At 70.0% G+C, this 23,415-nt stretch carries 26 protein-coding genes; 13 read left to right on the top strand and 13 right to left on the bottom strand.

What is annotated here, in order from left to right:
- Nucleotides 1-91 precede the first annotated feature (91 nt).
- Entirely contained in the window at nucleotides 92-2,089 is a 1,998-nt protein-coding gene (locus ACFUO4_RS01620) for a right-handed parallel beta-helix repeat-containing protein (RefSeq protein WP_383478658.1), read from the top strand.
- 38 nt (nucleotides 2,090-2,127) lie between these two features.
- Here ACFUO4_RS01620 and ACFUO4_RS01615 read toward each other — a convergent pair whose 3' ends face one another.
- The 5 genes from ACFUO4_RS01615 to ACFUO4_RS01595 are packed head-to-tail and all read right to left on the bottom strand — an operon-like array spanning nucleotide 2,128 to nucleotide 6,791.
- The gene (locus ACFUO4_RS01615; protein ID WP_383478655.1) at nucleotides 2,128-3,156 is read right to left on the bottom strand and encodes a branched-chain amino acid ABC transporter permease; all 1,029 of its coding nucleotides are present in this window, start codon (nucleotides 3,154-3,156) and stop codon (nucleotides 2,128-2,130) included.
- On the bottom strand, nucleotides 3,153-4,025 hold the full coding sequence (locus ACFUO4_RS01610) for a branched-chain amino acid ABC transporter permease (RefSeq protein WP_383478652.1): 873 nt from the start codon (nucleotides 4,023-4,025) through the stop codon (nucleotides 3,153-3,155). The genes ACFUO4_RS01615 and ACFUO4_RS01610 overlap by 4 nt, the downstream gene beginning before the upstream one ends.
- Nucleotides 4,022-4,750 carry an ABC transporter ATP-binding protein gene (locus tag ACFUO4_RS01605; protein WP_383478649.1) on the bottom strand — a complete coding sequence of 243 codons (729 nt, stop codon included), beginning with the start codon at nucleotides 4,748-4,750 and terminating at the stop codon, nucleotides 4,022-4,024. The genes ACFUO4_RS01610 and ACFUO4_RS01605 overlap by 4 nt, the downstream gene beginning before the upstream one ends.
- Nucleotides 4,747-5,475: an ABC transporter ATP-binding protein gene (locus ACFUO4_RS01600; RefSeq protein WP_079309192.1), complete on the bottom strand. Its 729-nt coding sequence runs from the start codon at nucleotides 5,473-5,475 to the stop codon at nucleotides 4,747-4,749. Before ACFUO4_RS01600 ends, ACFUO4_RS01605 begins: the two co-directional genes overlap by 4 nt.
- Nucleotides 5,472-6,791 (bottom strand): ABC transporter substrate-binding protein, encoded by a 1,320-nt coding sequence (locus ACFUO4_RS01595; RefSeq protein WP_383478646.1) that lies wholly within the window; start codon nucleotides 6,789-6,791, stop codon nucleotides 5,472-5,474. Before ACFUO4_RS01595 ends, ACFUO4_RS01600 begins: the two co-directional genes overlap by 4 nt.
- Before the next feature lie 250 nt (nucleotides 6,792-7,041).
- Between ACFUO4_RS01595 and ACFUO4_RS01590 the strand changes: the two genes are divergently transcribed.
- The 6 genes from ACFUO4_RS01590 (at nucleotide 7,042) to ACFUO4_RS01565 (ending at nucleotide 14,373) form a co-directional block, all read left to right on the top strand.
- Complete coding sequence (locus ACFUO4_RS01590) at nucleotides 7,042-8,409, top strand: amidase family protein (RefSeq protein WP_383478643.1); 1,368 nt, start codon at nucleotides 7,042-7,044, stop codon at nucleotides 8,407-8,409.
- 20 nt (nucleotides 8,410-8,429) lie between these two features.
- Nucleotides 8,430-9,440 carry a carbon-nitrogen hydrolase family protein gene (locus tag ACFUO4_RS01585; protein ID WP_383478641.1) on the top strand — a complete coding sequence of 337 codons (1,011 nt, stop codon included), beginning with the start codon at nucleotides 8,430-8,432 and terminating at the stop codon, nucleotides 9,438-9,440.
- Nucleotides 9,437-10,174 carry an IclR family transcriptional regulator gene (locus ACFUO4_RS01580; protein ID WP_383478638.1) on the top strand — a complete coding sequence of 246 codons (738 nt, stop codon included), beginning with the start codon at nucleotides 9,437-9,439 and terminating at the stop codon, nucleotides 10,172-10,174. Before ACFUO4_RS01585 ends, ACFUO4_RS01580 begins: the two co-directional genes overlap by 4 nt.
- Before the next feature lie 93 nt (nucleotides 10,175-10,267).
- Nucleotides 10,268-11,896: a thiamine pyrophosphate-dependent enzyme gene (locus ACFUO4_RS01575; RefSeq protein WP_383478635.1), complete on the top strand. Its 1,629-nt coding sequence runs from the start codon at nucleotides 10,268-10,270 to the stop codon at nucleotides 11,894-11,896.
- Nucleotides 11,897-11,921: 25 nt separating this feature from the next.
- Complete coding sequence (locus ACFUO4_RS01570) at nucleotides 11,922-12,863, top strand: malate dehydrogenase (protein WP_383478632.1); 942 nt, start codon at nucleotides 11,922-11,924, stop codon at nucleotides 12,861-12,863.
- A 49-nt stretch (nucleotides 12,864-12,912) separates the two neighbouring features.
- Nucleotides 12,913-14,373, top strand: a complete 1,461-nt coding sequence (locus tag ACFUO4_RS01565; RefSeq protein WP_383478629.1) for an aldehyde dehydrogenase family protein — start codon at nucleotides 12,913-12,915, stop codon at nucleotides 14,371-14,373.
- Nucleotides 14,374-14,470: 97 nt separating this feature from the next.
- Here the strand turns inward: ACFUO4_RS01565 and ACFUO4_RS01560 are convergent, their stop codons facing one another.
- Nucleotides 14,471-15,244, bottom strand: a complete 774-nt coding sequence (locus ACFUO4_RS01560; RefSeq protein ID WP_383478626.1) for a hypothetical protein — start codon at nucleotides 15,242-15,244, stop codon at nucleotides 14,471-14,473.
- 15 nt (nucleotides 15,245-15,259) lie between these two features.
- Nucleotides 15,260-15,385: a hypothetical protein gene (locus ACFUO4_RS01555; protein WP_383478623.1), complete on the bottom strand. Its 126-nt coding sequence runs from the start codon at nucleotides 15,383-15,385 to the stop codon at nucleotides 15,260-15,262.
- A 163-nt stretch (nucleotides 15,386-15,548) separates the two neighbouring features.
- Here ACFUO4_RS01555 and ACFUO4_RS01550 point away from each other — a divergent pair, with 163 nt between their 5' ends.
- Nucleotides 15,549-15,785, top strand: coding sequence for a hypothetical protein (locus tag ACFUO4_RS01550; RefSeq protein WP_079309197.1), 237 nt, complete (start codon nucleotides 15,549-15,551; stop codon nucleotides 15,783-15,785).
- A 450-nt stretch (nucleotides 15,786-16,235) separates the two neighbouring features.
- Nucleotides 16,236-16,616 (top strand): NUDIX hydrolase, encoded by a 381-nt coding sequence (locus tag ACFUO4_RS01545; protein ID WP_383478620.1) that lies wholly within the window; start codon nucleotides 16,236-16,238, stop codon nucleotides 16,614-16,616.
- Between the two features lie 187 nt (nucleotides 16,617-16,803).
- On the opposite strand, the gene ACFUO4_RS01540 is transcribed toward ACFUO4_RS01545, so the two are convergent.
- The gene (locus ACFUO4_RS01540; protein ID WP_079309199.1) at nucleotides 16,804-17,178 is read right to left on the bottom strand and encodes a hypothetical protein; all 375 of its coding nucleotides are present in this window, start codon (nucleotides 17,176-17,178) and stop codon (nucleotides 16,804-16,806) included.
- A 527-nt stretch (nucleotides 17,179-17,705) separates the two neighbouring features.
- Between ACFUO4_RS01540 and ACFUO4_RS01535 the strand changes: the two genes are divergently transcribed.
- Nucleotides 17,706-18,056 carry a helix-turn-helix domain-containing protein gene (locus tag ACFUO4_RS01535; RefSeq protein WP_383478617.1) on the top strand — a complete coding sequence of 117 codons (351 nt, stop codon included), beginning with the start codon at nucleotides 17,706-17,708 and terminating at the stop codon, nucleotides 18,054-18,056.
- Nucleotides 18,057-18,212: 156 nt separating this feature from the next.
- On the opposite strand, the gene ACFUO4_RS01530 is transcribed toward ACFUO4_RS01535, so the two are convergent.
- The 4 genes from ACFUO4_RS01530 to ACFUO4_RS01515 all read right to left on the bottom strand — a co-directional run bounded on the left by ACFUO4_RS01530 (nucleotide 18,213) and on the right by ACFUO4_RS01515 (nucleotide 21,504).
- Nucleotides 18,213-18,608, bottom strand: a complete 396-nt coding sequence (locus ACFUO4_RS01530) for a DUF2267 domain-containing protein (protein WP_128112148.1) — start codon at nucleotides 18,606-18,608, stop codon at nucleotides 18,213-18,215.
- Nucleotides 18,609-18,761: 153 nt separating this feature from the next.
- Complete coding sequence (gene grpE, locus ACFUO4_RS01525; RefSeq protein WP_383478613.1) at nucleotides 18,762-19,241, bottom strand: nucleotide exchange factor GrpE; 480 nt, start codon at nucleotides 19,239-19,241, stop codon at nucleotides 18,762-18,764.
- 2 nt (nucleotides 19,242-19,243) lie between these two features.
- Complete coding sequence (dnaK, locus tag ACFUO4_RS01520) at nucleotides 19,244-21,103, bottom strand: molecular chaperone DnaK (RefSeq protein WP_383478609.1); 1,860 nt, start codon at nucleotides 21,101-21,103, stop codon at nucleotides 19,244-19,246.
- Nucleotides 21,104-21,141: 38 nt separating this feature from the next.
- Complete coding sequence (locus tag ACFUO4_RS01515) at nucleotides 21,142-21,504, bottom strand: J domain-containing protein (RefSeq protein WP_383478606.1); 363 nt, start codon at nucleotides 21,502-21,504, stop codon at nucleotides 21,142-21,144.
- Nucleotides 21,505-21,691: 187 nt separating this feature from the next.
- On the opposite strand from ACFUO4_RS01515, the gene ACFUO4_RS01510 reads away from it, so the two are divergent.
- Entirely contained in the window at nucleotides 21,692-21,844 is a 153-nt protein-coding gene (locus tag ACFUO4_RS01510) for a hypothetical protein (RefSeq protein WP_383478602.1), read from the top strand.
- A gap of 132 nt (nucleotides 21,845-21,976) precedes the next feature.
- Here ACFUO4_RS01510 and ACFUO4_RS01505 read toward each other — a convergent pair whose 3' ends face one another.
- Complete coding sequence (locus ACFUO4_RS01505) at nucleotides 21,977-22,399, bottom strand: Hsp20/alpha crystallin family protein (RefSeq protein ID WP_383478599.1); 423 nt, start codon at nucleotides 22,397-22,399, stop codon at nucleotides 21,977-21,979.
- 352 nt (nucleotides 22,400-22,751) lie between these two features.
- On the opposite strand from ACFUO4_RS01505, the gene ACFUO4_RS01500 reads away from it, so the two are divergent.
- Nucleotides 22,752-23,174, top strand: coding sequence for an Hsp20/alpha crystallin family protein (locus ACFUO4_RS01500; protein WP_383478597.1), 423 nt, complete (start codon nucleotides 22,752-22,754; stop codon nucleotides 23,172-23,174).
- 45 nt (nucleotides 23,175-23,219) lie between these two features.
- On the top strand, nucleotides 23,220-23,399 hold the full coding sequence (locus tag ACFUO4_RS01495) for a hypothetical protein (protein ID WP_383478594.1): 180 nt from the start codon (nucleotides 23,220-23,222) through the stop codon (nucleotides 23,397-23,399).
- Nucleotides 23,400-23,415 lie beyond the last annotated feature (16 nt).

The raw sequence follows: 23,415 nt of genomic DNA, 5'->3' as shown, positions 1-23,415 counted from the left end.
GCGACTTTGGTCGATGTCGCCGCTACCGAAGGACGACTGCGCACCCTCCCGTGTTGCTCCAGGGTGGAACTCCGTCCATCAAGGAGGCAGCATGGCGATCTTCCGTGTGCGGACGAGGGCAGGCGTCGTGGCGCAGGTGGTGGTGGCGATCGGGCTCTCGGTGGCGGCCGTGGCCTCTTCGGCGGCGGCCTTACCGGCTCCGACGGAGACTCCCACGCAGTTGTACGTCGCCCCCTGGGGCAAGGACTCGTGGCCCGGCACCCTGGACCGGCCCTTCGCCACGCCGGCACGCGCGCAACAGGCTGTGCGTGCGCGGGTGCCGCGGATGACGTCGGACCTGGTGGTGAACCTGCGCGGCGGGACGTACCAACTGAAGGCGCCGCTGCGACTGTCGGAGGCCGCGGGGGACTCCGGCCGGGGCGGTCACCGGGTGATCTACCAGGCGTACGGCTACGGGACACCGCGGCAGGAGCGGGTGACGATCAGTGGCGGTCGTCAGATCGCCGGGTGGCGGCCGGACCGACGGATGAAGGGGCTCTGGCGCGCGGACGTGGGCGGGCTCGAGACGCGCCAGTTGTACGTCGGGGACCGGCGGGCCGCGCGGCTCACGCGCGCCGGTGCGGGGTTTCCGGGCAGGCTGAAGGCCACGCGGACCGGTTACGTCACCACCAGTGCCGTCCCCCGGACCTGGCGGAACCCCGGCGACATCGAGTTCGTCTACCGGGCCGGCTATCTCGAGGGCCGCTGCGGAGTCGCGGGCGTCTCCGCAAGCGTCCGCCGGACTGTCATCACCATGGACCAGCCGTGCTGGGATCTGGCCCAAGGGCTGTACGGGGGAACGGAGTTGCTCGAAGCGCCGAACAGTGTGGAGAACTCGCCCACCTTCGCACCCAGGCCGGGCAGTTGGTATCTCGACCGATCCCGGCCCGGACACCATGAGCTGTTCTACTTCCCGCGGCCCGGGGAGGACATGCGCCGTGTCGGCGTGGTCGCCCCGGTCCTCGAGGCCCTGGTCACCGGCACCGGCCGCCCGGGTCGTCCCGTTCACGACATCGGCTTCCACGGCTTGACGTTCGCCCACGCCACCTGGCTCGCGCCCAGCGAACCCGCCGGGTTTCCCGCCGCGTGGAGCATGTACCTGCGGCCGGGGAAGCGCGGGGACGCGAGGCTGCTCACGGTGCCCGGCACGGTCGCCTTCCGCACCGCCGAGCGCATCACCTTCGAGGGCAACCGTTTCACCCACCTGGGCGCCCAGGCACTGGAGCTCTCCGAGAACAGCTCGCACAACGTCGTCGACGGCAATGTCATCAGCGACGTCTCCGACGGCGGCATCCTGATGGGGGTAGTCCCGCCCGACCAGAAGGGGACCAACCGCGGCAACCGGATCACCAACAACTGGATCCATCACATCGGCGCGGAGTACCACGCGGCCTCCGGCATCTGGGACACCGCGACCCGGGAGACCACCATCGCGCACAACCAGGTCAACGACGTGCCCTACAGCGGCATCCTCTCCGGGCCCGGCGACGACCTGCGCGGCATCATGCACCGCAACCGCATCCTCGACAACCGCGTCTTCGCGACGAACCAGGAACTCCAGGACGGAGGCGGCATCTACCTGCGCGGCGAACAAGGCAGCTCCTTCGCCGACGGAGCCGTCATCAGCGGCAACGCGGTCACCGACAGCAAGTACGGCGACTGGAACGTGGGGATCTACACCGACGACAGCACCAACTGGGTCACCGTGGACCGCAACACGGTCTACGACTACGTCGCCTCCATCGGCGGCTGCAGCGAGGATTGGGGCGACCGCCCCGTCCAGAACGTGCGCTTCCGCGGCAACTTCTGGGACGACGCCGTACCCGAATGGGTCGAACGACGGGAGTATCCCGGAGCCTGGCCCCCGGCCAACCATCGGGACCCGGACGACAAGGGGTGCGGTGACCCGCACGGTCTCTCCTTCACCGGCAACACCCTGCTTCCTGCCCGCGACCCCGGCCAGGCCTGCGCTGCCGACACCGCCTGCGCCGCCGTCCTGGCGAACGCCGGCCCTCTCCCGGCCTACCGCCAGCGGATGGGCATGCCATGACGGATCGTCAAGTCACGGAACCCGGCGGTGATCACCGGCTATGAGGCCGCCCGGGAACGGACCGTGTGGCGCACCGGGAAGACGGCGAAACCCGTGCGATGGGCCAGCGTTCCCCACAGCCCGCGCGGCAGGTACAGCGAGACCACGATGGCCGCCGCGCCGACCACGACCAGGTACCAGACACCGCTCTGCGCGAAGTACTTGTCGAGCAGGAAGTAGGCGACCGCGCCGACGACCGGACCCTCGACCGTGCCGATGCCGCCGATGACCACCATGAACACCATCAGGGCCGAGTACTGGACCCCGAAGATCTGCGTCGGCGAGGCAACGCCCAGGCTGTTCACGCAGATCACCGCGCCTGCCGCCGCACAGCCCGCCGCCGCGGTGACGTAGATGATCCGCTTGCCGCGGGTGACGTTCACGCCGAGGGAGGCCGCCGCGGTGTCGTCGTCGCGGATGGCCTGCAGGCCCAGGCCGAGCCGGCTGCGCAGGACGGCGTACGTTCCGAGCACGGCCGCCGCCATGACGGCGAGTGCGAGCCAGTAGGTGTACGCCCGCCGCAGCACCGGATCGGCGGTCACATCGGACAGGGTGCGCCCGCTCGCCGCTCCCAGGGAGTCGAAGCGGACCACGATCAGGCGGACGACCTCGGCGATCACCCAGGTTCCGACGGCGAAGTAGCCGCCGCGCAGCCGGAAGGCGAGGTACGACAGCGGCCAGGCGACCAGGGCCACCAGCGCGGAGACCACGAGGGTGCCCGTGTAGACGTTCAGCCCGTGGTCGTTGACGACGAACAGGAGGTAGGCCCCCAGGCCGATGAAGGCCTGCTGGCCCATGGACATCATGCCCGCGTAGCCCGTGAGCAGGTTCCACATGGAGGCGAGGGCCACCAGGTAGCAGAGCTTGACGAGTTGAGCGGTGACGCCGGTGGCGACCAGGTAGGGCAGGGCGGCCATCGCCAGCAGGACGACGGCCGTTCCGGTCAGGCCGAGGGTGGTGGCGCGGCCACCGCGGTGGACGGCCGGTAGCGCGGTCGCTTCGGTGGCGGGGGCTGTCTGGACGGTCATGCGAGCACACTCCTGCCGAACAGGCCCTGGGGGCGGACCACCAGGATGAGGAGGAAGACCAGGTGCCCCGCGAGCAGGGGCAGGTCGGGGGAGATCTGGGCACCGAGGGACTGCGCGATGCCCAGGACCATGCCGCCGGCGAGGGTGCCCCACAGCGACCCCAGGCCGCCGATGATGACGGTCTCGAAGGCGAACAGGACGGTGAGCTGGCCTTCGTACGGGGTCACCCCGCCCTGGCGCATGGTGTAGAGCGAACCGGCCAGGGCGACCGTGGCGAACGCGATGACCGACGTCAGGGCGTAGATCCGGCGGTTGTCCACGCCCATCAGGCGGACCGTGGTGCGGTCGTCGGCCGTGGCGCGGACGATACGGCCCGGCTGGGTGCGGTGCAGGAAGAGGTGCAGGGCGGTGAGGACGGCGACCGCCGCCACCACGGTGATCAGCGGGAACCAGCCGATCGCCAGGCCGCCGCCGAGGTCGAAGCTCGCGGTGCCCAGGGAGCCCGTGGACAGGGCCTGGGCGTCGTTGCTGAACACCTGGACGAGGACGTTCGGGATGATGAGGGAGATGCCGAAGGTGACCAGCATCGGCGTGAGTTCGCCCAGGCTCATCGCGCGGTCCAGCATGGAGCGTTGGACGAGGTAGCCGAGCGCGCCGACGGCGGTCATCGACACCAGGACGGTGAGCGGGACGGGGACTCCGTAGTGGGCGGCCGCCACGGAGGCGACATATCCGCCGAGGATCATCAGGTCGCCGTGGGCCAGGTTGGCGATCCGCATCACGCCGAAGATCAGGGACAGTCCGGCGGCGGCCATGGCGAAGATGCCGCCGAGCAGCATGCCCTGCACGATCGCGTTGATCCAGGTCATGAGGAGGTCACCTCCGGGAGAGTGCCGGTGCCGAAGTAGGCGGCGGTCACCTGGTCGCGGGTGAGCCGGTCGGCCCGCCCGGTGAGCACGATGCGCCCTTCCAGGACGCAGGCGACACGGTCCGCGACGGCGAGCGTGCGGTTGAGGTCCTGTTCGACGAGGACCACCGTCGTTCCTTCGGCGCGGATGCCCGGCAGCGCCGTGTACAGCTGGTCCACCACGACCGGGGCCAGCCCCAGGGACACCTCGTCGAGGAGCAGCAGACGCGGATTGCCCATCAGGGCGCGGCCGATGGCGACGGCCTGCTGTTCACCGCCGGAGAGCCGGGCCGCCCTGCGGGTACGGCGGTCGGCGACCAGGGGCATCGCCTCGTACACCTTGGCCAGGTTCCAGGGACCCTTGCGCCCGGTGGCGGCGCCCACCTGGAGGTTCTCCTCCACGGTGAGGGACGCAAAGAGGCGGCGGCCCTCCGGGACCAGGCCGATGCCCATGCGGGCGCGCCGGATGTCGGGCTCCGCGGTGACGTCCTCGCCGGCGAAGCGGACGGTGCCGCCGAACGGTTTCAAGGCCCCGGCGATGGTCCGCAACAGCGTTGACTTCCCTGCCCCGTTGGCGCCGACCAGAGCCAGCAGCTCGCCCTCGTCCACCTCGAGGTCGATGCCGAACAGGGCCTGGAAGTCCCCGTATCCGGCGTCGACGTTCGCCACGCTCAGCAGTGCGCTCATGCCGCCGTACCTCCCAGATAAACCTCGGCGACCTCGTCGCTGGCCAGTACCTCGTGCGGGTCGCCGTCGACGCGGATGCGGCCGTAGGCGAGGCAGACCAGCCGGTCGACGACCTGGACCAGGGCCTTGACGACGTGCTCGATCCACAGGATCGTCACGCCGGACTCCTTCAGGGACAGCACGGTGGCGACGAGTTCCTCCGCCTCGGCCTCGGTGAGCCCGCCCGCGATCTCGTCGAGGAGGAGCAGGTCGGGGCCGGTGGCGAGCGCCCGTGCCAGCTCCAGCCGTTTGCGGCCGAGGAGGGGCAGGGAACCGGCGGGCTGGTTGGCGAGTCCGAGCAACCCGGCGGTCTCCAGCGCGTGCAGGGCCTGCTCGCGGGCGTGAGCGCCGCGCAGCCCGGCTCCGCGCTCGGCGCCGACCAGGGCGTTCTCGAACACGGTCAGGTCGGCGAAGGGGCGCGGTATCTGGAAGGAGCGGCCGACGCCGAGCCGGCATCGCTCGGCCGCGGAGGTGCGGGTGACGTCGCGGCCCGCGAGCCGTACGGCCCCCGCGGTCGCGCGCTCGACGCCCGAGATCGCGCTCAGCAGGGTGGACTTGCCCGCGCCGTTGGGGCCGACGATACCGACGGCCTGCCCCCGGGGGACGGTCAGCTCGACGTCCTCCAGGACCCGCAACTCGCCGAAGCTGACGGCGAGATGGTCCACTTCGAGCAGTGGGGTGGTCACAGTCCCGCCGCCTTGGCGTCGGTCTTGACCTGAGGCAGCAGGTCGTTGCTGACCACCTTCAGGTCGTACGCCCCACCGCTGCCCTTCACCCACTGGGTACCGACCATCGGGATGGTGGCGACGTTCCTGACCGGATTGGCCGCACCGCCGCCGGTCCAGGAGAAGTGGCCGAGGACGGTGTCGAGGCTGGTCTTCGCGATCTGGGCGGCGACGGCCTCCCGGTCCTTGGGGTTGGCGTTGCGCAGGACGTGGTTGGCGACCTCGAACAGCGCGTGGTTGGGGCCGAGCCCCTGGTTCCACGTTCGGCCCTTCGCCAGCGGGGACTTCTCGTAGTCGTCGGCCAGGGCGGTGGCCGTCTGGCCGGTGAGGGTGGAGGTGAACGGGAACTGCGGTACCCACCAGCTCGCCGTGCACAGCCCGTTGCCGAGGTCGTTCGGCAGGGAGGACACCGACGACTCGAAGAGGATCGCCTTGGAGATGGTGGCGACCTTGGGCTTGAAGTTCTGTTGCGCGGCCTGCGTCCAGAACGTCGCGAAGTCGGGCGGCGAGGGCACGCCGGCGAGGATCTCGACGCCCTCCTTCCTGAACTTCGCGATGATCGACGAGAAGTCCTTGGTGCCGGGCTCGTAGGAACCCGGGTCGACGAACGTGAAGCCCTTGGTCGGGGGCTGCGCGCGGTATCCGGTGGTCTTGTCCCGGAAGGCGTTGCCGTCGGAGTCGTTCGGCCACAGCACGCCGACCTTCCTGTTGGTGGCGTGCTGCCGCCACATGTCGCTCTCGACCCTGGCCAGGTGCTCGATGCCGTCGAAGAAGTGGAAGGTGTACTTGAAGGTCTTCTTCGGTGTGCCGCCGCACCCGAAGAACCAGGCCTGCCAGGGCTCGATGGTCGAGACGCAGGGCACGCCCTCGCTCTCGCACTTGGCCGCCACCGGGTGGATCGTGTCCGGCGTCGCGGTGACGAGGACCAGGTCGACCTGCTCCTGGGAGATCAGCTTGTCCGCGATGGTGGCCGCCTGCTGGGGGTCCGAGCCCGTGTCGCGGTCGAGGATCTTCACGTCGTACTTCTTGCCGTCGTACGTGATCCCCTTGGCGAAGAAGGCCCGCACCTGCTGGAGGATGTACGCGTCGGACTCGGCGAAAGCCGCGTAGGCGCCGGTGCGCGGGCTGATGTAACCGATCTTGATGGTGTCGCCGGTCGAACTGCCCGAGCCCTTGAGGCCGGAGGAACAGGCGGACAGGATCGGGGCGGCCACGGCGGTGGCTCCGAGGCCCCTGAGGACGTTGCGGCGGGACGGCTGGATCGCGGGGTGTTCCATGGCGGGCTCCGGAGGGCCTTGAGCCGCAGGTCACGGGCTGCGGCGGAGTGGTGGAAGTGGCCGCGAACGTAGGGCCGCCGTCCGCGCCTGGACAGGGCACGGATTCGATATGAGAGACGGCGCGGCCGTCGGTGACCTGAAAGAGACCTCAGCCGTAGGCAGAGAGCCCGCAGCGGGAGGTGCGGGCCGCGGTCTCGCATTGCGAAACAGCCCTGTTCACCGCCCGTGCCAAGGCCCCTATGGTCCGCCCATGCACACCGCCCTCGCCCGGCTCGCCGCCGGGACGCTCACCAGCGTCTCGCTCACCGAGGAACTCATCGCGCGCGCGGAGCGGGCGGAGGACCTGGGAGCCTTCGTCACCCTCGACGCCGACCGCGCGCTCGCCGAAGCCGCGGCCGCGGACCGCCGCCCAGTGCGGGGTCCGCTGCACGGGCTGCCGATCGCGGTCAAGGACAACATCCACGTCGCCGGGCTCCCCAACACCGCGGGCTGCGCGGCCCTCGCCGGATTCGTCCCGGAGCAGGACGCGCAGGCGGTCACCCGGCTGCGCGCGGCAGGTGCGATCGTGCTGGGCAAGACGAACATGCACGAACTGGCCTTGGGAGCCACCAGCGCGGGCGGCCCCTACGGGCCGGCCCGCAACCCCGCCGACCCCACCCGATTCGCGGGCGGAAGCAGCGGCGGAACCGCGACCGCCGTCGCCGCCGGTCTGGCGCCGGCCGGGCTCGGCACCGACACCGGGGGCTCGGTCCGCGTCCCGGCCGCCCTGACCGGCATCGCCGGTCTTCGCCCGACGACCGGCCGCTACCCGGCCGACGGGGTGACCCCGCTGTCGTGGACCCGCGACACGATCGGTCCCATGGCCCCGACCGTCGCGGACCTGGTCCTGCTGGACACCGTCCTCGCCGCTGACCGAGACCCGGCCGAGGCACCCAACCCCCACGAGGTCGTGCTCGCCGTCCCCGAGCACCACTTCACCGAGCCGTTGCATCCGCGCACCGCCCAGGTCTGGGAGCACACCCTGCACGTACTGGGCAGTGCCGGGGTCCGGCTCGTGCCGGCCCGGCTGCCCGAGGTCGAGGCGGCCGAAGAACGGGCCGGATTCCCGATCACCCTCCACGAGGCGGCCAGGCAACTGCCCGGGTATCTGCGCGCGGCGACGAACGGCGCGGATCCGGCGGAAATCCTGGCCCGGATCACCGATGCCGACGTCCGCACGACGATGGAGCGGGTCGTGTTCCCGCAGGCGATCACCGAGTCGGCGTACAAGGCCGCCCTCGACATCCGCGACCGTGTGCTCGTGGACGGCTACCGGCGGATCTTCCGCGCCACCGGGGCCCACGCCGTGCTCTTCCCCACCACTCCCCTTCCCGCCGGACGGATCGACACCGACACCGAGCGGGTCCCGCTCGACGGCGTGATGCGTCCGGCCTTCCCCACCTACATCCGCAACACGGGACCCGGCAGCGTCGCTGCTCTTCCCGGCCTCACCGTGCCCGTCCGGTCGGCGGACCCGGGACTGCCGGTCGGTGTGGCGCTCGACGCGCCCTGGAACACCGACCGACGGCTCCTGGGCCTCGGCCTGCTGGTCGAAAAGCTCCTGGAAGCGGGAGCATGAAGAGAAGGAGACGATCGGACATGACAGACACCATCCGCCGCTTCAAGGCCGCGGCCGTCCAGGCCGAGCCCGCCTGGCTCGACGCGGACGCCGGGGTCGCCAAGACCGTCGACCTGATCGCGGAAGCGGCCCGGGGAGGTGCCTCGCTCATCGCCTTCCCCGAAGTGTGGATCCCCGGCTACCCGCACTTCCTGTGGCTGGGCGCCGTCGCCGACCAGGTCCCCTTCGTCGGCCGCTACCACGCCGCCTCCCTCGCCCCCGACAGCGACGGGCTGACCACGATCCGCCGGGCGGCCCGGCGGCACGGCATCACCGTCGCGCTCGGATACAGCGAGAAGGACCACGGCACCCTCTACATCAGCCAGACCGTGATCGCCGCCGACGGCAGCGTGCTGCTGCACCGCCGCAAGCTCAAGCCGACCCACGTCGAGCGCAGCCTGTTCGGCGAGGGCGACGGCAGCGACCTCAAGGTCGTCGACAGCGTGCTCGGCCGCCTCGGCGCCCTGAACTGCGCCGAGCACGTCCAACCGCTCAGCAAGTACGCCCTGTACGCGCAGAACGAGCAGGTACACGTTGCCAGTTGGCCGTGCTTCGGCCTCTACCGCGACCTCGCCTTCCAGCTCAGCGCCGAGGCCAACATCGCCGCGACCCAGGTGTACGCCATCGAGGGCAGCGCCTTCGTCCTGATGGCCACCCAGGTCATCTCCCCGGCCGGCATCGACGTCTTCGCCTCCACCCCCGAGCAGCGCCGCCTGCTCACCCCCGGCGGCGGCTGCTCACGGATCTTCGGCCCCGACGGACGTACCCTCACCAAGGACGTCGACGAGGGCGAGGAGGCTCTGGTGTACGCCGACATCGACCTCGACGAGATCGACCTCGCGAAGAACTCCTACGACCCGGCCGGGCACTATGCGCGCGCCGATGCCACCTATCTCGTTCACCGGCGCGAAGGCCGCCGGCCCGTGGCCGGGGAGGACACCCCCGCCGAGAGCGTGTTCCCGGCACTGGACGAGGAGATCCCCGAGCCATGACCGGACCCGCCGAAGACCCCCCGTCGCCGGGCCGGCCCCCCGTCCAGACCCTGGACCGGGGGCTGCGGCTGCTGGAGGTGATCGCGCTGTCGGACGTACCCCTGACGCTGGCCGAACTGAGCCAGCAGATGGGGCTGCACCGCTCGATCGTCTACCGGCTGCTGCGCACCCTCCAGGACCATCACCTGGTCGCGCACACCACCCACGGGTACGTCATCGGCACCCGCGCCCAGTCACTGGGCCGGCGCACCCTGCCCATGCTCCAGCGCATCGCCAAACCAGAGATCGCCAAGCTGGCCGCGCGCGTGGGCCTGACCTCCTTCTTCGTCGTCCGGGACGGCGAAGAAGCGGTCACGCTGGTCTCCGTCGAGGTCGAGAGCACCCGCTCGCGCACCGTCTACATCCCCGGCGACCGGCATCCGCTGACCCTCGGCTCCCCGGGCATCGCGATGCTGTCCGCCGAGCCGCAACTGCTCGGTGAGCGACCGGAGATCAGCCGGGCCCGGGCCAGCGGCTACGCCACCACACGCAACGAGGTCGTGCGCGGCCTCGGGACGGTCTCGGCGCCGGTCGTGTCGGCGCCGGGCCACGCCGTCGCCGCCGTGTCCATCGCCTTCACCGTCGAGCTCCCGGGCCCGCCGCAGATCGAGGCCGTCCTCGACACCGCCCGCCTCATCACCGGCCGGCTGCGCGCGGAACTGTCCACCGGCGCGGTCCTGCCCGGGGTTGGCTGATTCACGTACGGCACGTTTCGCATAGTGAACGTGCCCGTGGCCCTGCGGGGTTGGGCGGCTTAGCGTCCAGTCCTGTCAGAAAGGGGACCCGCGATGACCACGGCTGCCCATGCCAGGACCGTCAAGGAACAGACCTTCGACGTCCTGCGCGCGTACGAACTCACCACCCTCTTCAGCAATCCGGGCTCCACCGAGGTCGGCTTCCTCGCCGACCTGCCGGCCGACATCTCGTTCGTGCTCGGCCTGCACGAGGGCTCGGTCGTCGGAATGGCCTCCGGCAGCGCCCTGGCCACCGGTCGTCCGGCGCTCGTCCTGCTGCACACCACCGCCGGATACGGCAACGCGGTCAGCGCCCTCGCCACCGCCCGCGCGAACCGCGCGCCCCTGGTGGTGATCGTCGGCCAGCAGGACCGCCGGCATCTGGCCCACGAGCCGTTCCTGGCGGGGAAGTTGGACGGCCTGGCGGGGGAGTACCCGGTGTGGCAGCACACGCCGGCCCGTGCCCAGGACGTGCCCGGTGCCGTGGCCCGCGCCTGGCACGAGGCCCAGGAAGGCCGTGGTCCGGCGGTGGTGGTCGTCCCGATGGACGACTGGTTCGCCGCGGCCGACGAGGAGGTCGCGCAGGCCGCGCCGCGGGGGCCGGTCGCGGTACGAGGGGGTCGTACGGCCTCCGACGACGCGCTGGCCGCCCTCGCCGCGCTCCTGGCGGCGGCCGGTGCGCCGTGTCTGGTGGCGGGGGCCGGCAACGACACGGCGGACGGCTGGGAGGGTTTGGTCGCGCTGGCAGAGCGCCTGGACTGCCCGGTCTATCAGGAGCCGTTCGGCGCCCGCGCGGGCTTCCCCCAGGACCACCGTCTCTTCGCCGGGCACCTGCCCGCGGTCCGCCCCGCACTGCGTGAGGTGCTCACGCCGTACGACACGGTCCTCACGGTCGGAGCCGCAGCCTTCCGCCAATACACCTATGCTCCGGGCGACTTCACCGATCCGGGCACCCGGGTCGCCGTCATCACGGACGATCCGGAGGAGGCCCACCGCAGCCCCGCGGAGCTGGTGCTGCTCGCCGAACCGGCCGACACCGTAAGCCGGTTGGTCCCGCTGGTGCCCGCCGTCCCGCGTACCTCGACACTGAGCCGGCCGACGACTCCCCGGCCCCCCGCGGCCGGTGAGCCTCTGCGGGCCGCTCATGTGCTGGCCGCCCTCGCCGAGCGGCTGGACCCGAAGGCCGTGGTGGTCGAGGAGACCCCCTCCAGCCGCCCGGACCTTCACCGGTTGCTGCCCGCCCGAGCGCCGCTCGGCTTCCTGAGCGCGGCCATGGGCGGCTTGGGCTTCGCCATGCCGGCCGCGATCGGCGTCCGCCACGGCGCTCCGGACCGGCCGGTCGTGGCCGTGCTCGGCGACGGCTCCTCGCTCTACTCGATCCAGGCCCTGTGGAGCGCCGCCCACTACGGCATCGGCGTCCTGTTCGTCGTCCTCGCCAACGGCCGCTACGCGATCATGGACCGTCTCTCCGAACGCGAGGGCTCCACCGCCCCGGCCTGGCCCGCGTTCACCGAACTGAGCGTGTCGACCCTCGCCAGGGGCCTGGGCTGCCCGGCCGAACGGGTCGAGGACCACGCCGCGTTGCTGTCCGCCCTGGACAAGGTCCTGCCGTCACTCGCGGACCGATGTGAGCCGCTCGTGCTCGAAGTCGCCGTCGAGGCCGACGCCCACTACTCCTCCTGACTCGCTGATCGGAAGGCACAGACCCGTGAAGGTCGTCATCATCGGAGGCGCCGGCGGCATCGGCTCCTCCGCCGCGTTCAACCTGCTCTCCGCGCAGGGGACGTACGAGATCGTGCTCGTCGACACCCGACCGCACATGATCACCAGTCACACCATGGACCTGGAGAACGCCCTCGGCCTCGGCACCACCGCCGACACCGTGCGCGGCGGCACCCCCGAGGACGCCCTCGACGCCGACGTGGTCGTCCTCAGCGCCGCCGTCCCGCTGCGGCTGAACTCCTCCCGTTCGGTCTTCCTCGCCGACAACGCGCGGATCGTGGAGGAGTGCCTGCGCCCGGTGCGGGAAGCCGGAGCGGACTTCCGCGGCGTGGTCCTCATGCTCACCAACCCGGTCGACCCGCTCCTGACGTGGGTGCACCGGCAGGGCTGGCTGCCCCGCGAGCGGCTGATCGGCTACACCCTCAACGACAGCCTCCGGCTGCGCACCGGCATCGCCTTCGCGCTCGGCGTCCCGGTGAAGGACGTCGGCGCCTGGATGCTGGGCGAGCACGGTGAGGGCCAGGTCCCGCTGTACAGCCGCGTCACCGTCGGCGGCGAGCGGGTCGCCCTCACCGAGGCGCAGCGCACGGTGGCCGAGGAGTACGTGGACACCTGGTACGCCAAGCACGTCGCCCTCGACTCCGGCCGCACCTCCACCTGGACCACGGGGCTCGGAACCGCCCGCATCATCGAGGCGCTGCACACCGGGTCCGGGACCGTCGTCCCCGCCTCGGTCGTCCTGGACGGCGAGTACGGCGTGTACGGCGCCAGTCTCACCGTGCCCGTCGAACTGCGGCCTGACGGTGCGCGCCGCATCGTGACTTGGGACCTTCCGGCGGAGGAACTGGCCGGAATGAGCCGGGCCGCGGCCAACGTCGAGGCAGCGGCCTCCGAACTCACCGCCCACCACGCGACCCAGCTTTCCTGACCTGGTTCACCGCGTACCGACGACGTTACGTAGCAAGGAGATCATCCCCATGGCCATCGCCCGACACTTGTTCATCGCCGGCAGAGACGTACCCGCGGCCTCCGGCCGGACCACCGACGACATCAACCCCTTCACCGGGGAGGTGTACGCCACCGTGGCCGCCGCAGGCCACGACGACGTCGTGTGCGCCGTGGACGCGGCCCACGCGGCGTTCGAGCAGTGGGCTTCGACGACCCCCTTCGCACGGCGGGCCGTCTTCCTCAAGGCGGCCGACCTGCTGGACGGGCGAGGTGACGAGGTCGCTGACCTCATGGCGCAGGAGGCGGGCGGCACCCGGCCGTGGGCGTACTTCAACGTGGCTCTGGCGGCGAACATCCTGCGCGAGGCGGCGGCGGCCGTCACCGCACCGCGCGGCGAGGTCCTGAGTGCCCAGGAACCAGGCGCGCTGGGTCTCGCCGTGCGGGAACCGCTCGGCGTGGTCGCCGCGTTCGCCCCGTGGAACGCGCCGGTCATCCTCGGCGTACGGGCGGTCGCGGCGCCCTTGGCCGCCGGCAACACGGTCGTCGTCAAGGCCAGCGAGGACGCGCCGATCGCCTGCGGACTGCTGGTCGCCGACGTGCTGCGGGAAGCCGGACTGCCGGACGGTGTACTGAACGTCCTCACCAACGCCCGCGAGGACGCCGCCGAGATCGCCGAGACGCTGATCGCCGACGAACGGGTACGGGCGGTGAACTTCACCGGCTCCACGCGGGTGGGCCGCATCATCGGCGAACTGGCGGCCCGCCATCTCAAGCCCGCCGTGCTGGAGTTGGGCGGCAAGAACGCGGTGATCGTACTGGCCGACGCGGACGTGGACTACGCCGTCGACGCCGTGACCTTCAGCGTGTTCATGAACGCCGGGCAGATCTGCATGTCCGGCGACCGGATCCTCGTACACGAGTCGGTGGCCGAGGAGTTCACCCAGAAGTTCACCGCCAAGGCGGCCTCGCTCCAGGCCGGCGATCCCGGGCATCCGCACACGGTGGTGGGGCCGCTGGTGAGCGCCCAGGCCGCACAGCGGGTCGCCGGGCTGGTGGCGGACGCCGCGGCCAAGGGCGCGAAGGTTCTCGTCGGTGGCGGCGAACCGGACGGGGCGGTCCACCCGGCGACCGTTCTCACCAACGTGCCGGCGGAGGCGGAACTGTACGCGGCGGAATCCTTCGGCCCCGTCTGCGTCGTCGAGACGTTCACCGACGACGATGCCGCAGCGGCCCTCGCCAATGACACCGAGCACGGTCTGACCTGCGGCATCATCACCGAGAACGCCACTCATGGGCTCACCGTCGCCCGCCGCATCCGCACCGGCATCGTGCACATCAACGACCAGTCGGTGGCCGACGAGCCCCAGGCGCCGTTCGGCGGGGCGAAGGCATCCGGGTACGGTCGCTTCGGCGGCCGCTGGGGGATCGAGGCGTTCTCCAACACCCGCTGGGTGACCATCGCCACCCAGCAGGCGCACTTCCCGTTCTGAACCACGGGCGCCCGTCTGCTCGCGTGCGGGACGCTCAGTAGGTTGCCTCGGTGGAGTTGCAGGTCAATGGTGTCCCGTGAGCAGGGAAATGCTTGACCTACCAGCGGGCGAGAATTGCCTCTGGGACGCTGAAGAGGACACCGCAGTGGGCGCAGTGGGCGTGGCCGAACACGTAGGGAAGTTTGGCTGCGACCTCGGGATGCCCATCCGAGAGGGCGCGCGCGTGGAGTCTTGGTAGCAGCCCCTCGGCGGTGGCCAGGTCTCGAGGCTGGAGTGGGATCGTGTCAGCCGGTGGCCGCTTGAAGTACATCTCGTCGGCGGTGGAGAAGTGGCCGCCCTCTCCGAAGACGATGAAGTTCTCCGAGAAGCATGCCGGGCAGGGGACTTCGTACTCCTCTCCGTTCACCTGGTCGAGGTGCTCGCCCCAGCCTTCGACTCCCTCGAAGCTGAGCAACGTCGACAGGAGCTGAACGTAGTTCAGGGAGTCACCGGCCAGGGCGGGGTCACCCAGTGCTTCGTCTGTCAGGGCCAGCAGTTCGGCGATCACGGCAGAGTGGATGACGAAGGGATCCACGACCTCGTCCCGGATGTCGCGGCTGGCCACGATCTGGCTGGCCAGATACAGCGGCATGCGCCGTTCAGCGAGTGACCACTGCCTGGCCTTCTCCGCCAGTTTCGGCAGGGCAGCGTAGCTGGCCGAGTAGACGCCACCCTGGTGGTAGAGGCGGGAAGCCAGGGCGTCCCAGCCAGGGTCCCGCGGGTCCGGGCCGACTGCGTCGAGCAGGCCGGGGATGTCTTCCGCGGTCCCGTATGCGTGGTGAAGCCGAGACCAGTCCGTCATGCGGAGATCTAAGCAGAGAACGATCAGCACGTATCTCAGGGGGCGCTAAACGGGCGGCTCCAGCGGCAACGATGCGTCGGCATGCGCGAGCTGTGGCGCCAGGCGCCCCGCCAGGCCCGCCGGGTTGAGCACGTCGAGGCGTACGCCGACGCCTGCGGACCGACGGGACATGACCGGGGCTGTGCGGGGTATCCGGACGGTGCTCAACAGGGGAGGGCCGTGAACGCCTGGGGAGGTCGCAGCGGCCCTCCCGTCGGATTTCCGCGATGCGGGGTGAGCGGCTGAAGCAGACACGGCCCCCGTGCCCCGATGCCGCGGCCGTCGTTGCCAGGGCATGAAGAAGATCATCACGCTGACCGCGCTCACCGTCGTCGGCCTCGCCCTCGCCGCCCCCGCCCATGCCGACAACGACAGCAACTTCGGCTCCGGTGTCAACGCCGCCAACAACTGGAACTTCAGCGCGGCATCCGTGTGTTTCCAGGAGCTCGCCGTAGTGCCGGTCGGAGGTGCCTGGGACGGCAACACGGTCAACCACTGCGTCAACGGCAACGTGCTCAACCACACCCCCTGACGCCACCCCCACCCACGGCCAGGCCGAGAGGCGTCCGGGGCAACCTCTACGGTGTTGCCTCGGACGCAGCTGCCGTCTCGTCTGCTTCATTCCCGGCGCATCCCCAAGTCGGTGCGGGCGTCGCGTAGTTCGGGGCTGGGCTTGTCGGGTCGGCAGCGTCTTGTTCGAGTGAACGACGGTCAGCCCCGGCAACTCCTGTCGACGGCTGTGGACGCGGACTGACGCGCCGGCTCCACGGAGTTCGCCCACTACGCCGCGCACTTCGGCTCCTATGACCGGGCGTACGGGAGCCGCGCGGCCGCATGGGAAAGCGAACGCGCCATCATGCAGGGGCTCCCCGCCGATCAGGAGCCGTGCATGACCCTGCGCGGTTTGGTGAGGATCCACGATGACGCCCTGTGACACGGAGGGCGCCGGCCGACAGGCGAACTGGGAAGAGGTGGGCGGGTCATGACGATGGAGCAGACCACCGAGGGCGTGGTGGACGCGGTCGTGCTCTACGACGGCCGGTTGCTGATGGTGAACGCGGGGGACCACTGGACCTTGCCCTCAGGTGATCCCGAGCCCGCCGAATCGGCGTCGGCCACCGCGGCGCGCGTGGTGTACGAGCTCACCGGCTACCTCGTCGACGGCTCGACGCCCCTGTCGCAGCAGGGAGCGGAGGCGGCAGGCGCGCGAAGGGCCGTGGTGTGCCAACTGCTGAGCGAGACCCCATCGGGCGACGCGCGGCTCGAAGCGGACCAGGTCCGCTGGTCCTCGCTCGCGGAGGCGGTCGATGCGGGGCTTTCCGAGACGGTGCGGGTCTATCTGGAAGGCCACACGCCGGTGTAAGCGCCCGAGCACCGGGGCCGGCGGTCGTCCGGGGGTGACGGATCGACGAACGTCCCTGCTGCACTGCGCAATGACCGTTGGCAGAGCCCCCCTCTGGAGAGGGGGGCGGCTGAGGGTTACGACGACGCCCGTGTGTGCCGCCGCCCGCTCGCGAGAGCCGGCCGGGCGGCGTGCGGGAGGGGGCATCTCACGGGTTGGAGTGGATGAGATCTCCGATGGACCATGCGCTGACGTCTTTGATCGCGACGCGGTACATGCCGCCCGTCTCCGGAATCCCGAGGGTGCCCTGCAGGATCCGGGCGAGATGGAAGTGCAGGTGCGTGGGCGCCTCGTTGCGGCCGGACTGGTTTCCCGGGGCCTTGCGCGCGAAGACGTCCGCGAAGGGGCCGAGACGGTCCGAGTCCTTGAGTACCTCAGCCACCCGCTCCCTCCAGACCGCCTCGGGAGCCAGCCGGCCGGTGATGACGGCGCCACCGACGACCACGGTCAGCGACATCTGGTTGCTTCCCCCCGTCTCCACCGCGGTGGAGACGGCGACGAGCAGTTCATCAGGGTTCGACATGACAGCAGAGCTTATGCGGCTCACCCGTATCCGGCGTAGCTGGGGCTGATGTGGCTGCGCGGACGACGGGCAGGGGCAGCCGAGCGGTGAGGGCCGGCCGCGGCAGGAACCTCCTTCACCGCAGGAGTGAAATCTGCACTCGCAGAAGTAGAATTTTGCTTCTGACCGGGGTATGCTTCTTGCAGTACACAAGGTCGACGAGATCCGCCAGACACGAACTGGCGGGTGACTGAATACGAAGCAGTACCTGTTCAATCAGTGGTTCAAGGAAGGAACGGAGGAACAGACGCCATCAGGATCGCCCGGTCCGGAGCACATACGTGGCCCGGGCACCGCAAGACCCCGGAATGGATGGTGGTCCCCGGTCGAGCAGATGAGATCCCCCCGCACCCCCCTCTCTCGAGCCGGGTAGCGGACAACAGAAGGTCGGCACAGCAGTAGAGCCGACAGATGGTGTTGAATTTCCTTCGGGGCCCTGGTGCCGTACGGCACCAGGGCCCCTCGACACGTTTCAGTAGCGAGGTGGCATGACATCGGACAACCCCCTGAATGATCATCTGGACGACGACGACTACCCCGCCTACACGATGGGCCGGGCAGCCGAGATGCTCGGCACCACCCCGGCCTTCCTGCGGGCCATCGGCGAGGCGCGTCTGATCACTCCGCTGCGCTCGGAGGGAGGGCACCGCCGCTACTCCCGCTATCAACTGCGCATCGCCGCGCGCGCCCGGGAGCTCGTCGACAAGGGGACCCCGATCGAGGCCGCGTGCCGCATCATCATCCTCGAGGACCAGCTCGAGGAAGCCCAGCGCATCAACGCCGCCTACCGCCGTGCCGCCGGCGATTCAGCGGGCCGCGTCGAGTCCGAGTCCGCCTGAACGTGCTGCCTCGCACAGGGGCAGCGGCGGTCAGGACCTGGCAGCGGTCCAGGCCACGACCTTCGACCGGAAGTCCCGACAGCAGGACGGGTCGCCACGAGGCCAGGCCGTACTCGCAACGCCGTTTGCGGTCAGCGCGCAGGGCACTGGAACGGGTCAGGTGGGCTGAGGACGGCCGAAGAGCAGGTCGTAGCCGGTGGGAAGCTGGAGCAGGACCTGGTCCAGGAGCTCGTGCTCGGCGGCGTCGGCGACAGTGCTGAGGACGGCGCTGACGTCCCAGGCCGCGGTCTGCTCGGTGGCTCCCTCGATCCAGGCCGCCGTTGCCCGCACGAACCTCTCCGGCGTCAGTGGCTCGGCGCTCTGCAGGGGGTTGAGCAGGATCAGGGCGAACTCGTCCGGCAGGCGCGCCGCCAGATGGGCGCGCACCTCGCCGACCAGGTGGGCACCCAGCAGGGCGAGAACCACGCGCGCGGCCCGTTCGGCTTCGTGCTCGGTTTCGTACTCGCCGCGTTCCTTCACCTGCTTGAGGAAGGCTTCACGTCGCAGGGTCACCTTGCAACCACCTTTCTTGGTCTCGTGGCTCGGGCGGGGACGAAGGCGGGGCGCGGGGGAGGCAGGTGCCCGAGCGCGACTCCACGGCCGGCCCGGCGACCTTCGCTCAGAGCGCTGGGCGGGCATGGTCAGCACCGCGTGGGTGGCCTTCGCTCAGGGTTCCGGTGCGCTGCCCGTGGGCGGAGCCGGCCCGGTGACCTCTACCGTCGCGGGGCGCAGCAGGCTCTTGCCCAGCCGGTAGCCGGGACGCACGACCGCCGAGCACATCAAGCCGCCCGTCCGGGCGACATGGTGCGTCACCGCTTCGTGGCAGGCAGGGTCGAAGCGGTCGCCCACCGCACCGAACGAGGTCACGCCCAGCGAGCCGAGCTGTTCTTCGAGTGTGTCGGCGATGTCTTCGAGGCCGGGCGTGAGCGGTTCGTCGGCGCACGCCCGGTCGACGGCGTCCAGCACGGGCAGCAGCGCCCGGACCACGTTGGCCGCGGCGATCTCGCGCACGGCCAGGCGGTCCCGCCGGACCCGCTTGCGGTAGTTGTCGTACTCGGCCTTGAACCGCTGCAGGTCGGCGGTCCGCTCCCGCTCCAGGCGCCGCAGCTGGTCCAGCTCGGCGCTCTGCGGACCGCTTGTGGTCATCGTCAGCCTGCCTCCCGCTTGTCGTCATCGACGATCTCGGCATCCACCACGTCCTCCTCGGGCGAAGCACCGCTCGTACCACCGCCCGCTGAGGCACCAGCCGGCTGCTCGGCCTGGGACTGCTGATACAGGGCGGTGCCGATCTTCTGCGCCGCCTGGGCTGTGCGGTCGACGGCCTGCCGGATCGCGGCGGTGTCCTCGCCCTTCAGCTTCTCCTTCAGCTCAGCCAGTGCCGACTCGGTCTCGCTCCTCGCGTCCGCCGGAATCTTGTCCGGGTTGTCCCCCAGGAGCTTCTCGGTGGAGTAGACGAGCTGTTCACCCTGGTTGCGGGTCTCGGCTGCCTCACGCCGCTTGCGGTCCTCCTCGGCGTGCTGCTCCGCTTCCCGGACCATGCGGTCGATGTCGTCCTTGGGCAGGGCCGAGCCGCCGGTGACGGTCATCTTCTGCTCCTTGCCGGTGCCCAGGTCCTTGGCGGAGACGTGCATGATTCCGTTGGCGTCGATGTCGAAGGTGACCTCGATCTGGGGCACCCCGCGGGGCGCCGGGGGCAGACCGGTCAGGTCGAACATGCCGAGCTTCTTGTTGTACGCGGCGATCTCCCGTTCGCCCTGGTAGACCTGCACGGTCACCGACGGCTGGTTGTCCTCGGCGGTGGTGAAGATCTCCGCACGCTTCGTCGGGATGGTGGTGTTGCGCTCGATGAGCTTGGTCATGATGCCGCCCTTGGTCTCGATGCCCAACGACAGCGGGGTGACGTCCAGCAGCAGGACGTCCTTGACCTCGCCCTTGAGGACACCGGCCTGCAGGCTGGCGCCGACGGCGACGACCTCGTCGGGGTTGACACCCTTGTGCGGGTCCTTGCCCGTCAGCTTCTTCACCAGCTCGGTCACGGCAGGCATGCGCGTGGAGCCGCCCACCAGGACGACGTGGTCGATGTCGGAGACTGCGATCCCGGCATCCTTGATCGCGTTGTGGAACGGGGCCTCGCACCGCTCCAGCAGATCGGCCGTCAGTTGCTGGAACTGGGCGCGGGTCAGCTTCTCGTCCAGGTGCAGCGGGCCCTCGGCCGAGGCGGTGACGTAGGGCAGGTTGATGGTCGTCTCGGTGGACGACGACAGCTCGACCTTCGCCTTCTCCGCCGCCTCCCTGAGACGCTGCACGGCAATCTTGTCCTGGGACAGATCCACGCCGTAGTGGTTCTTGAACTGTGTGATCAGGTGGTCGACGACCCGCTGGTCCCAGTCGTCACCGCCCAGGTGCGTGTCGCCGTTGGTGGCCTTGACCTCGATGACACCCTCGCCCATTTCCAGGAGAGACACGTCGAAGGTGCCGCCGCCCAGGTCGAAGACGAGGACGGTCTGGTCGTTCTCCTTGTCCAGCCCGTAGGCCAGCGCTGCCGCCGTCGGTTCGTTGATGATCCGCAGCACGTTGAGGCCCGCGATCTCCCCGGCCTCCTTGGTCGCCTGCCTCTGGGTGTCGTCGAAGTACGCGGGCACGGTGATGACGGCGTCGGTGACGTCCTCACCCAGATAGGACTCCGCGTCCCGCTTCAGCTTCTGCAGTACGCGCGCGGAGATCTCCTGGGCGGTGTACTGCTTGCCGTCGACATCTCCGTCCTGGGGGAAACGCCAGCCGTGGTCGCCCATGTGCCGTTTGACGGAGCGTGCGGTGCGCTCGACGTTCGTCACGGCCTGCCGCTTGGCCACCTCGCCGACCAGCACCTCACCGCTCTTGGAGAACGCCACCACCGACGGGGTCGTCCGCGCTCCTTCGGAGTTGGTGATGACGGTGGGCTCGCCGCCTTCCAGGACCGAGACCACCGAGTTCGTCGTACCAAGGTCGATACCGACCGCCCGTGCCATCTGTGCGCTCCCTTCTCGTCGTCACCTCGTTCTTCGTCTCAGCGGTCCGGAATCCACCGGACAGGCCCGGCACGCAGCGGCGGGTCACGCCGGACGTCCCCGAGCACCACGGCGTACGGCCGCGCGGACCTCGTCGGTGCTGTGCGGGCGTCACCTCGATCGGACGCCGACAGCCTGCGCTCGAAGCGCTGGTCGTAAGCTGCCCGCAGGACGGGATCGCGCAGCGTCTCGTATGCCGCCCGCACTTCACCGAACCGAGTCGCGGTGTCCGCATCCACGCGGGTGTCGGGGCGCAGTTGCCGCACCCGAGCGCGGAAGGCCGAGGTGATCGCCTCGGCCGTCGCCGAAGGCTTCACTCCCAGCACCGCGTACAGGTCAGATCCCGGCTCCGGAGCCCACACGTCGGCCACCTCCCCGCCCAGCGCTGAGCTGCGGCTTCCTGCCTCTTGCCTACCTTTCTGAGATAAAACTTGAGTCACGTCTTGTCAAGACTAGCCCGGGTGTGAGGTGTGAGCTGGGGCATTGCCGGTCCACGCGGCCGGGCTGCACGATGACCGGACCGGACGAGGCCAAGGAGGCTGGCTCCTCATGGGTGATCATGTGCATGTGCGGCTCAGGCAAGGGTTGAGCGTGTCGGCCGAGGGAGAGCTGATCGAGCACTCCCGCTGCCGGTGCGGGGCCACCTTCACCAAGGTGTTTGATGTGGACAGCGGGACACCGGAGGGCCAGTCCCCCTCCTGATGTACCCCCGGCGCCAGAGGCGAGACGGCGGAACTCCTTGCTGCCCCGCTCGCCTCCATGGGAAGGCGTCGAAACGGCGTCAGGGCCCCGGGCTGGTGCCCGAGGCCCTTGTGGAGAGGAGTTGCCGTCACATCAGCTGCCCAGCTCCTTGCGATCGCCGGCGCCGCTGATGGCGATCTTGCGGGGCTTGGCCTGGTCGGCGACCGGGATCCGCAGCCTCAGTACACCGGCCTCGTAGGTGGCCTCGATCTTCTCGGCGTCGAGGGTCTCGCCGAGGAACAGCTGCCGGCTGAACGTCCCCGCGGGCCGCTCGGTGACCACCGTCTCGGTCTTCTCGCCGTACGCCGACTTGCGTTCGGCCTTCACGGTCAGGACGTTGCGCTCGACATCGAGATCGATCGACTCCGCGTCCACGCCTGGCAGGTCCAGCTCCACGAAGAACGTGTCACCTTCACGCCAGGCGTCCAGCGGCATGCTCGCCGGATGCGCGGACGTGCCCCAGACCCGCTCGACGAGCCGGTCAAGCTCGCGGAAGGGATCCGTACGCACCAGCATCGTTGTCATCCCTCCATCTCGTCGTTCCTGCGTTCCAATCCGCTCTGGTTCTGATATAGCACCGCATCGGAAAGTTGACAACTGTCGGCTCAACTTATTGGCGGCCGGGGAGGTGGTTTGCCGTAGCCGGGCTGCGGGGCGTAGCCGCAGCAGTGCACCCGCTGTAACCGACGCGCCAGCCGAGCCGCCATCGACAGGGAAGCCATGCCGCAGGCGTGAGGTTGAGTCCTTTACTGTCAACTTCATACAGTGGGGACTTGTCAGAGAATCTCTCGCCGGGTTATACGAATAGGCGGGTACTCGATCATCAAGCCGCAGTGCCCGCGGCCCGTTTCAAGAAGAGAGGTTGGACATGCTTGCGCGTACGGGTGCTCTGGTCGATCTCGATCGGCTCATGCAGCAGCTGGAGAACGGCTCTGACCTGGCGGACACCGTCATTCCAGCGGATGCCTGGCGCGACGACGAAGCGCTCTACCTGCAGTTCGATCTTCCCGGTATGGACCGCTCCAGCATCGAGCTGACCACGGAGCATCAGACGCTGACTCTGACCGCCCAGCGGCCCTCCCCGATCCCGGCCGATGCCCGTCCCGTGCTCACCGAGCGGCCCGTCGGCCGCTTCACCCGCCGCATGGCCCTGTCCAACGCCCTGGACACCGCGGCCGCCGAGGCCGCCTACGACAACGGCGTCCTCACCCTCCGCATCCCACTGGCCGCGCATGCCAAGCCCCGGAAGATCGCCATCTCCGGCGGCGTACCCAAGCAGCTGACCGCCTGAGCCGAACCCGCCCGTCGGCCTAACGCATCGAAGGAGGTTCACGCCATGGGCGCCCTGCTGTGGCTGCTCATTCCCCTCGTCACCGGTCTCGCCGCGGGCGGCTGGGCCTGGTTCGCCGGACGTCGCAACCCCAGCCGACCCGACCACGACACCTGGGAAGACCTCGACCGCTACCAGCGACTGCGCAGCGTCCTGAGCGCCGACGAACACGCCACCGTGGCGTGACGTCGGTGAGCGCGAG

Origin of the sequence: Streptomyces sp. NPDC057280, from assembly GCF_042668605.1 — a bacterium.
GTDB lineage: Bacteria > Actinomycetota > Actinomycetes > Streptomycetales > Streptomycetaceae > Streptomyces.
The sequence above is the reverse complement of the archived record's forward strand: the minus strand, read 5'-3'. Positions and strand labels throughout refer to the sequence as shown.

What these genes read in the sequence shown, in the direction of transcription:
- ACFUO4_RS01620 (WP_383478658.1), top strand. Translation starts at nt 92, where the DNA reads ATGGCGATCTTCCGTGTGCGGACGAGGGCAGGCGTCGTGGCGCAGGTG.
- ACFUO4_RS01615 (WP_383478655.1), bottom strand. Translation starts at nt 3,156, where the DNA reads ATGACCGTCCAGACAGCCCCCGCCACCGAAGCGACCGCGCTACCGGCC.
- ACFUO4_RS01610 (WP_383478652.1), bottom strand. Translation starts at nt 4,025, where the DNA reads ATGACCTGGATCAACGCGATCGTGCAGGGCATGCTGCTCGGCGGCATC.
- ACFUO4_RS01605 (WP_383478649.1), bottom strand. Translation starts at nt 4,750, where the DNA reads ATGAGCGCACTGCTGAGCGTGGCGAACGTCGACGCCGGATACGGGGAC.
- ACFUO4_RS01595 (WP_383478646.1), bottom strand. Translation starts at nt 6,791, where the DNA reads ATGGAACACCCCGCGATCCAGCCGTCCCGCCGCAACGTCCTCAGGGGC.
- ACFUO4_RS01590 (WP_383478643.1), top strand. Translation starts at nt 7,042, where the DNA reads ATGCACACCGCCCTCGCCCGGCTCGCCGCCGGGACGCTCACCAGCGTC.
- ACFUO4_RS01585 (WP_383478641.1), top strand. Translation starts at nt 8,430, where the DNA reads ATGACAGACACCATCCGCCGCTTCAAGGCCGCGGCCGTCCAGGCCGAG.
- ACFUO4_RS01580 (WP_383478638.1), top strand. Translation starts at nt 9,437, where the DNA reads ATGACCGGACCCGCCGAAGACCCCCCGTCGCCGGGCCGGCCCCCCGTC.
- ACFUO4_RS01575 (WP_383478635.1), top strand. Translation starts at nt 10,268, where the DNA reads ATGACCACGGCTGCCCATGCCAGGACCGTCAAGGAACAGACCTTCGAC.
- ACFUO4_RS01565 (WP_383478629.1), top strand. Translation starts at nt 12,913, where the DNA reads ATGGCCATCGCCCGACACTTGTTCATCGCCGGCAGAGACGTACCCGCG.
- ACFUO4_RS01555 (WP_383478623.1), bottom strand. Translation starts at nt 15,385, where the DNA reads ATGTCCCGTCGGTCCGCAGGCGTCGGCGTACGCCTCGACGTGCTCAAC.
- ACFUO4_RS01550 (WP_079309197.1), top strand. Translation starts at nt 15,549, where the DNA reads ATGAAGAAGATCATCACGCTGACCGCGCTCACCGTCGTCGGCCTCGCC.
- ACFUO4_RS01545 (WP_383478620.1), top strand. Translation starts at nt 16,236, where the DNA reads ATGACGATGGAGCAGACCACCGAGGGCGTGGTGGACGCGGTCGTGCTC.
- ACFUO4_RS01540 (WP_079309199.1), bottom strand. Translation starts at nt 17,178, where the DNA reads ATGTCGAACCCTGATGAACTGCTCGTCGCCGTCTCCACCGCGGTGGAG.
- ACFUO4_RS01535 (WP_383478617.1), top strand. Translation starts at nt 17,706, where the DNA reads ATGACATCGGACAACCCCCTGAATGATCATCTGGACGACGACGACTAC.
- grpE (WP_383478613.1), bottom strand. Translation starts at nt 19,241, where the DNA reads ATGACCACAAGCGGTCCGCAGAGCGCCGAGCTGGACCAGCTGCGGCGC.
- dnaK (WP_383478609.1), bottom strand. Translation starts at nt 21,103, where the DNA reads ATGGCACGGGCGGTCGGTATCGACCTTGGTACGACGAACTCGGTGGTC.
- ACFUO4_RS01510 (WP_383478602.1), top strand. Translation starts at nt 21,692, where the DNA reads ATGGGTGATCATGTGCATGTGCGGCTCAGGCAAGGGTTGAGCGTGTCG.
- ACFUO4_RS01505 (WP_383478599.1), bottom strand. Translation starts at nt 22,399, where the DNA reads ATGCTGGTGCGTACGGATCCCTTCCGCGAGCTTGACCGGCTCGTCGAG.
- ACFUO4_RS01500 (WP_383478597.1), top strand. Translation starts at nt 22,752, where the DNA reads ATGCTTGCGCGTACGGGTGCTCTGGTCGATCTCGATCGGCTCATGCAG.
- ACFUO4_RS01495 (WP_383478594.1), top strand. Translation starts at nt 23,220, where the DNA reads ATGGGCGCCCTGCTGTGGCTGCTCATTCCCCTCGTCACCGGTCTCGCC.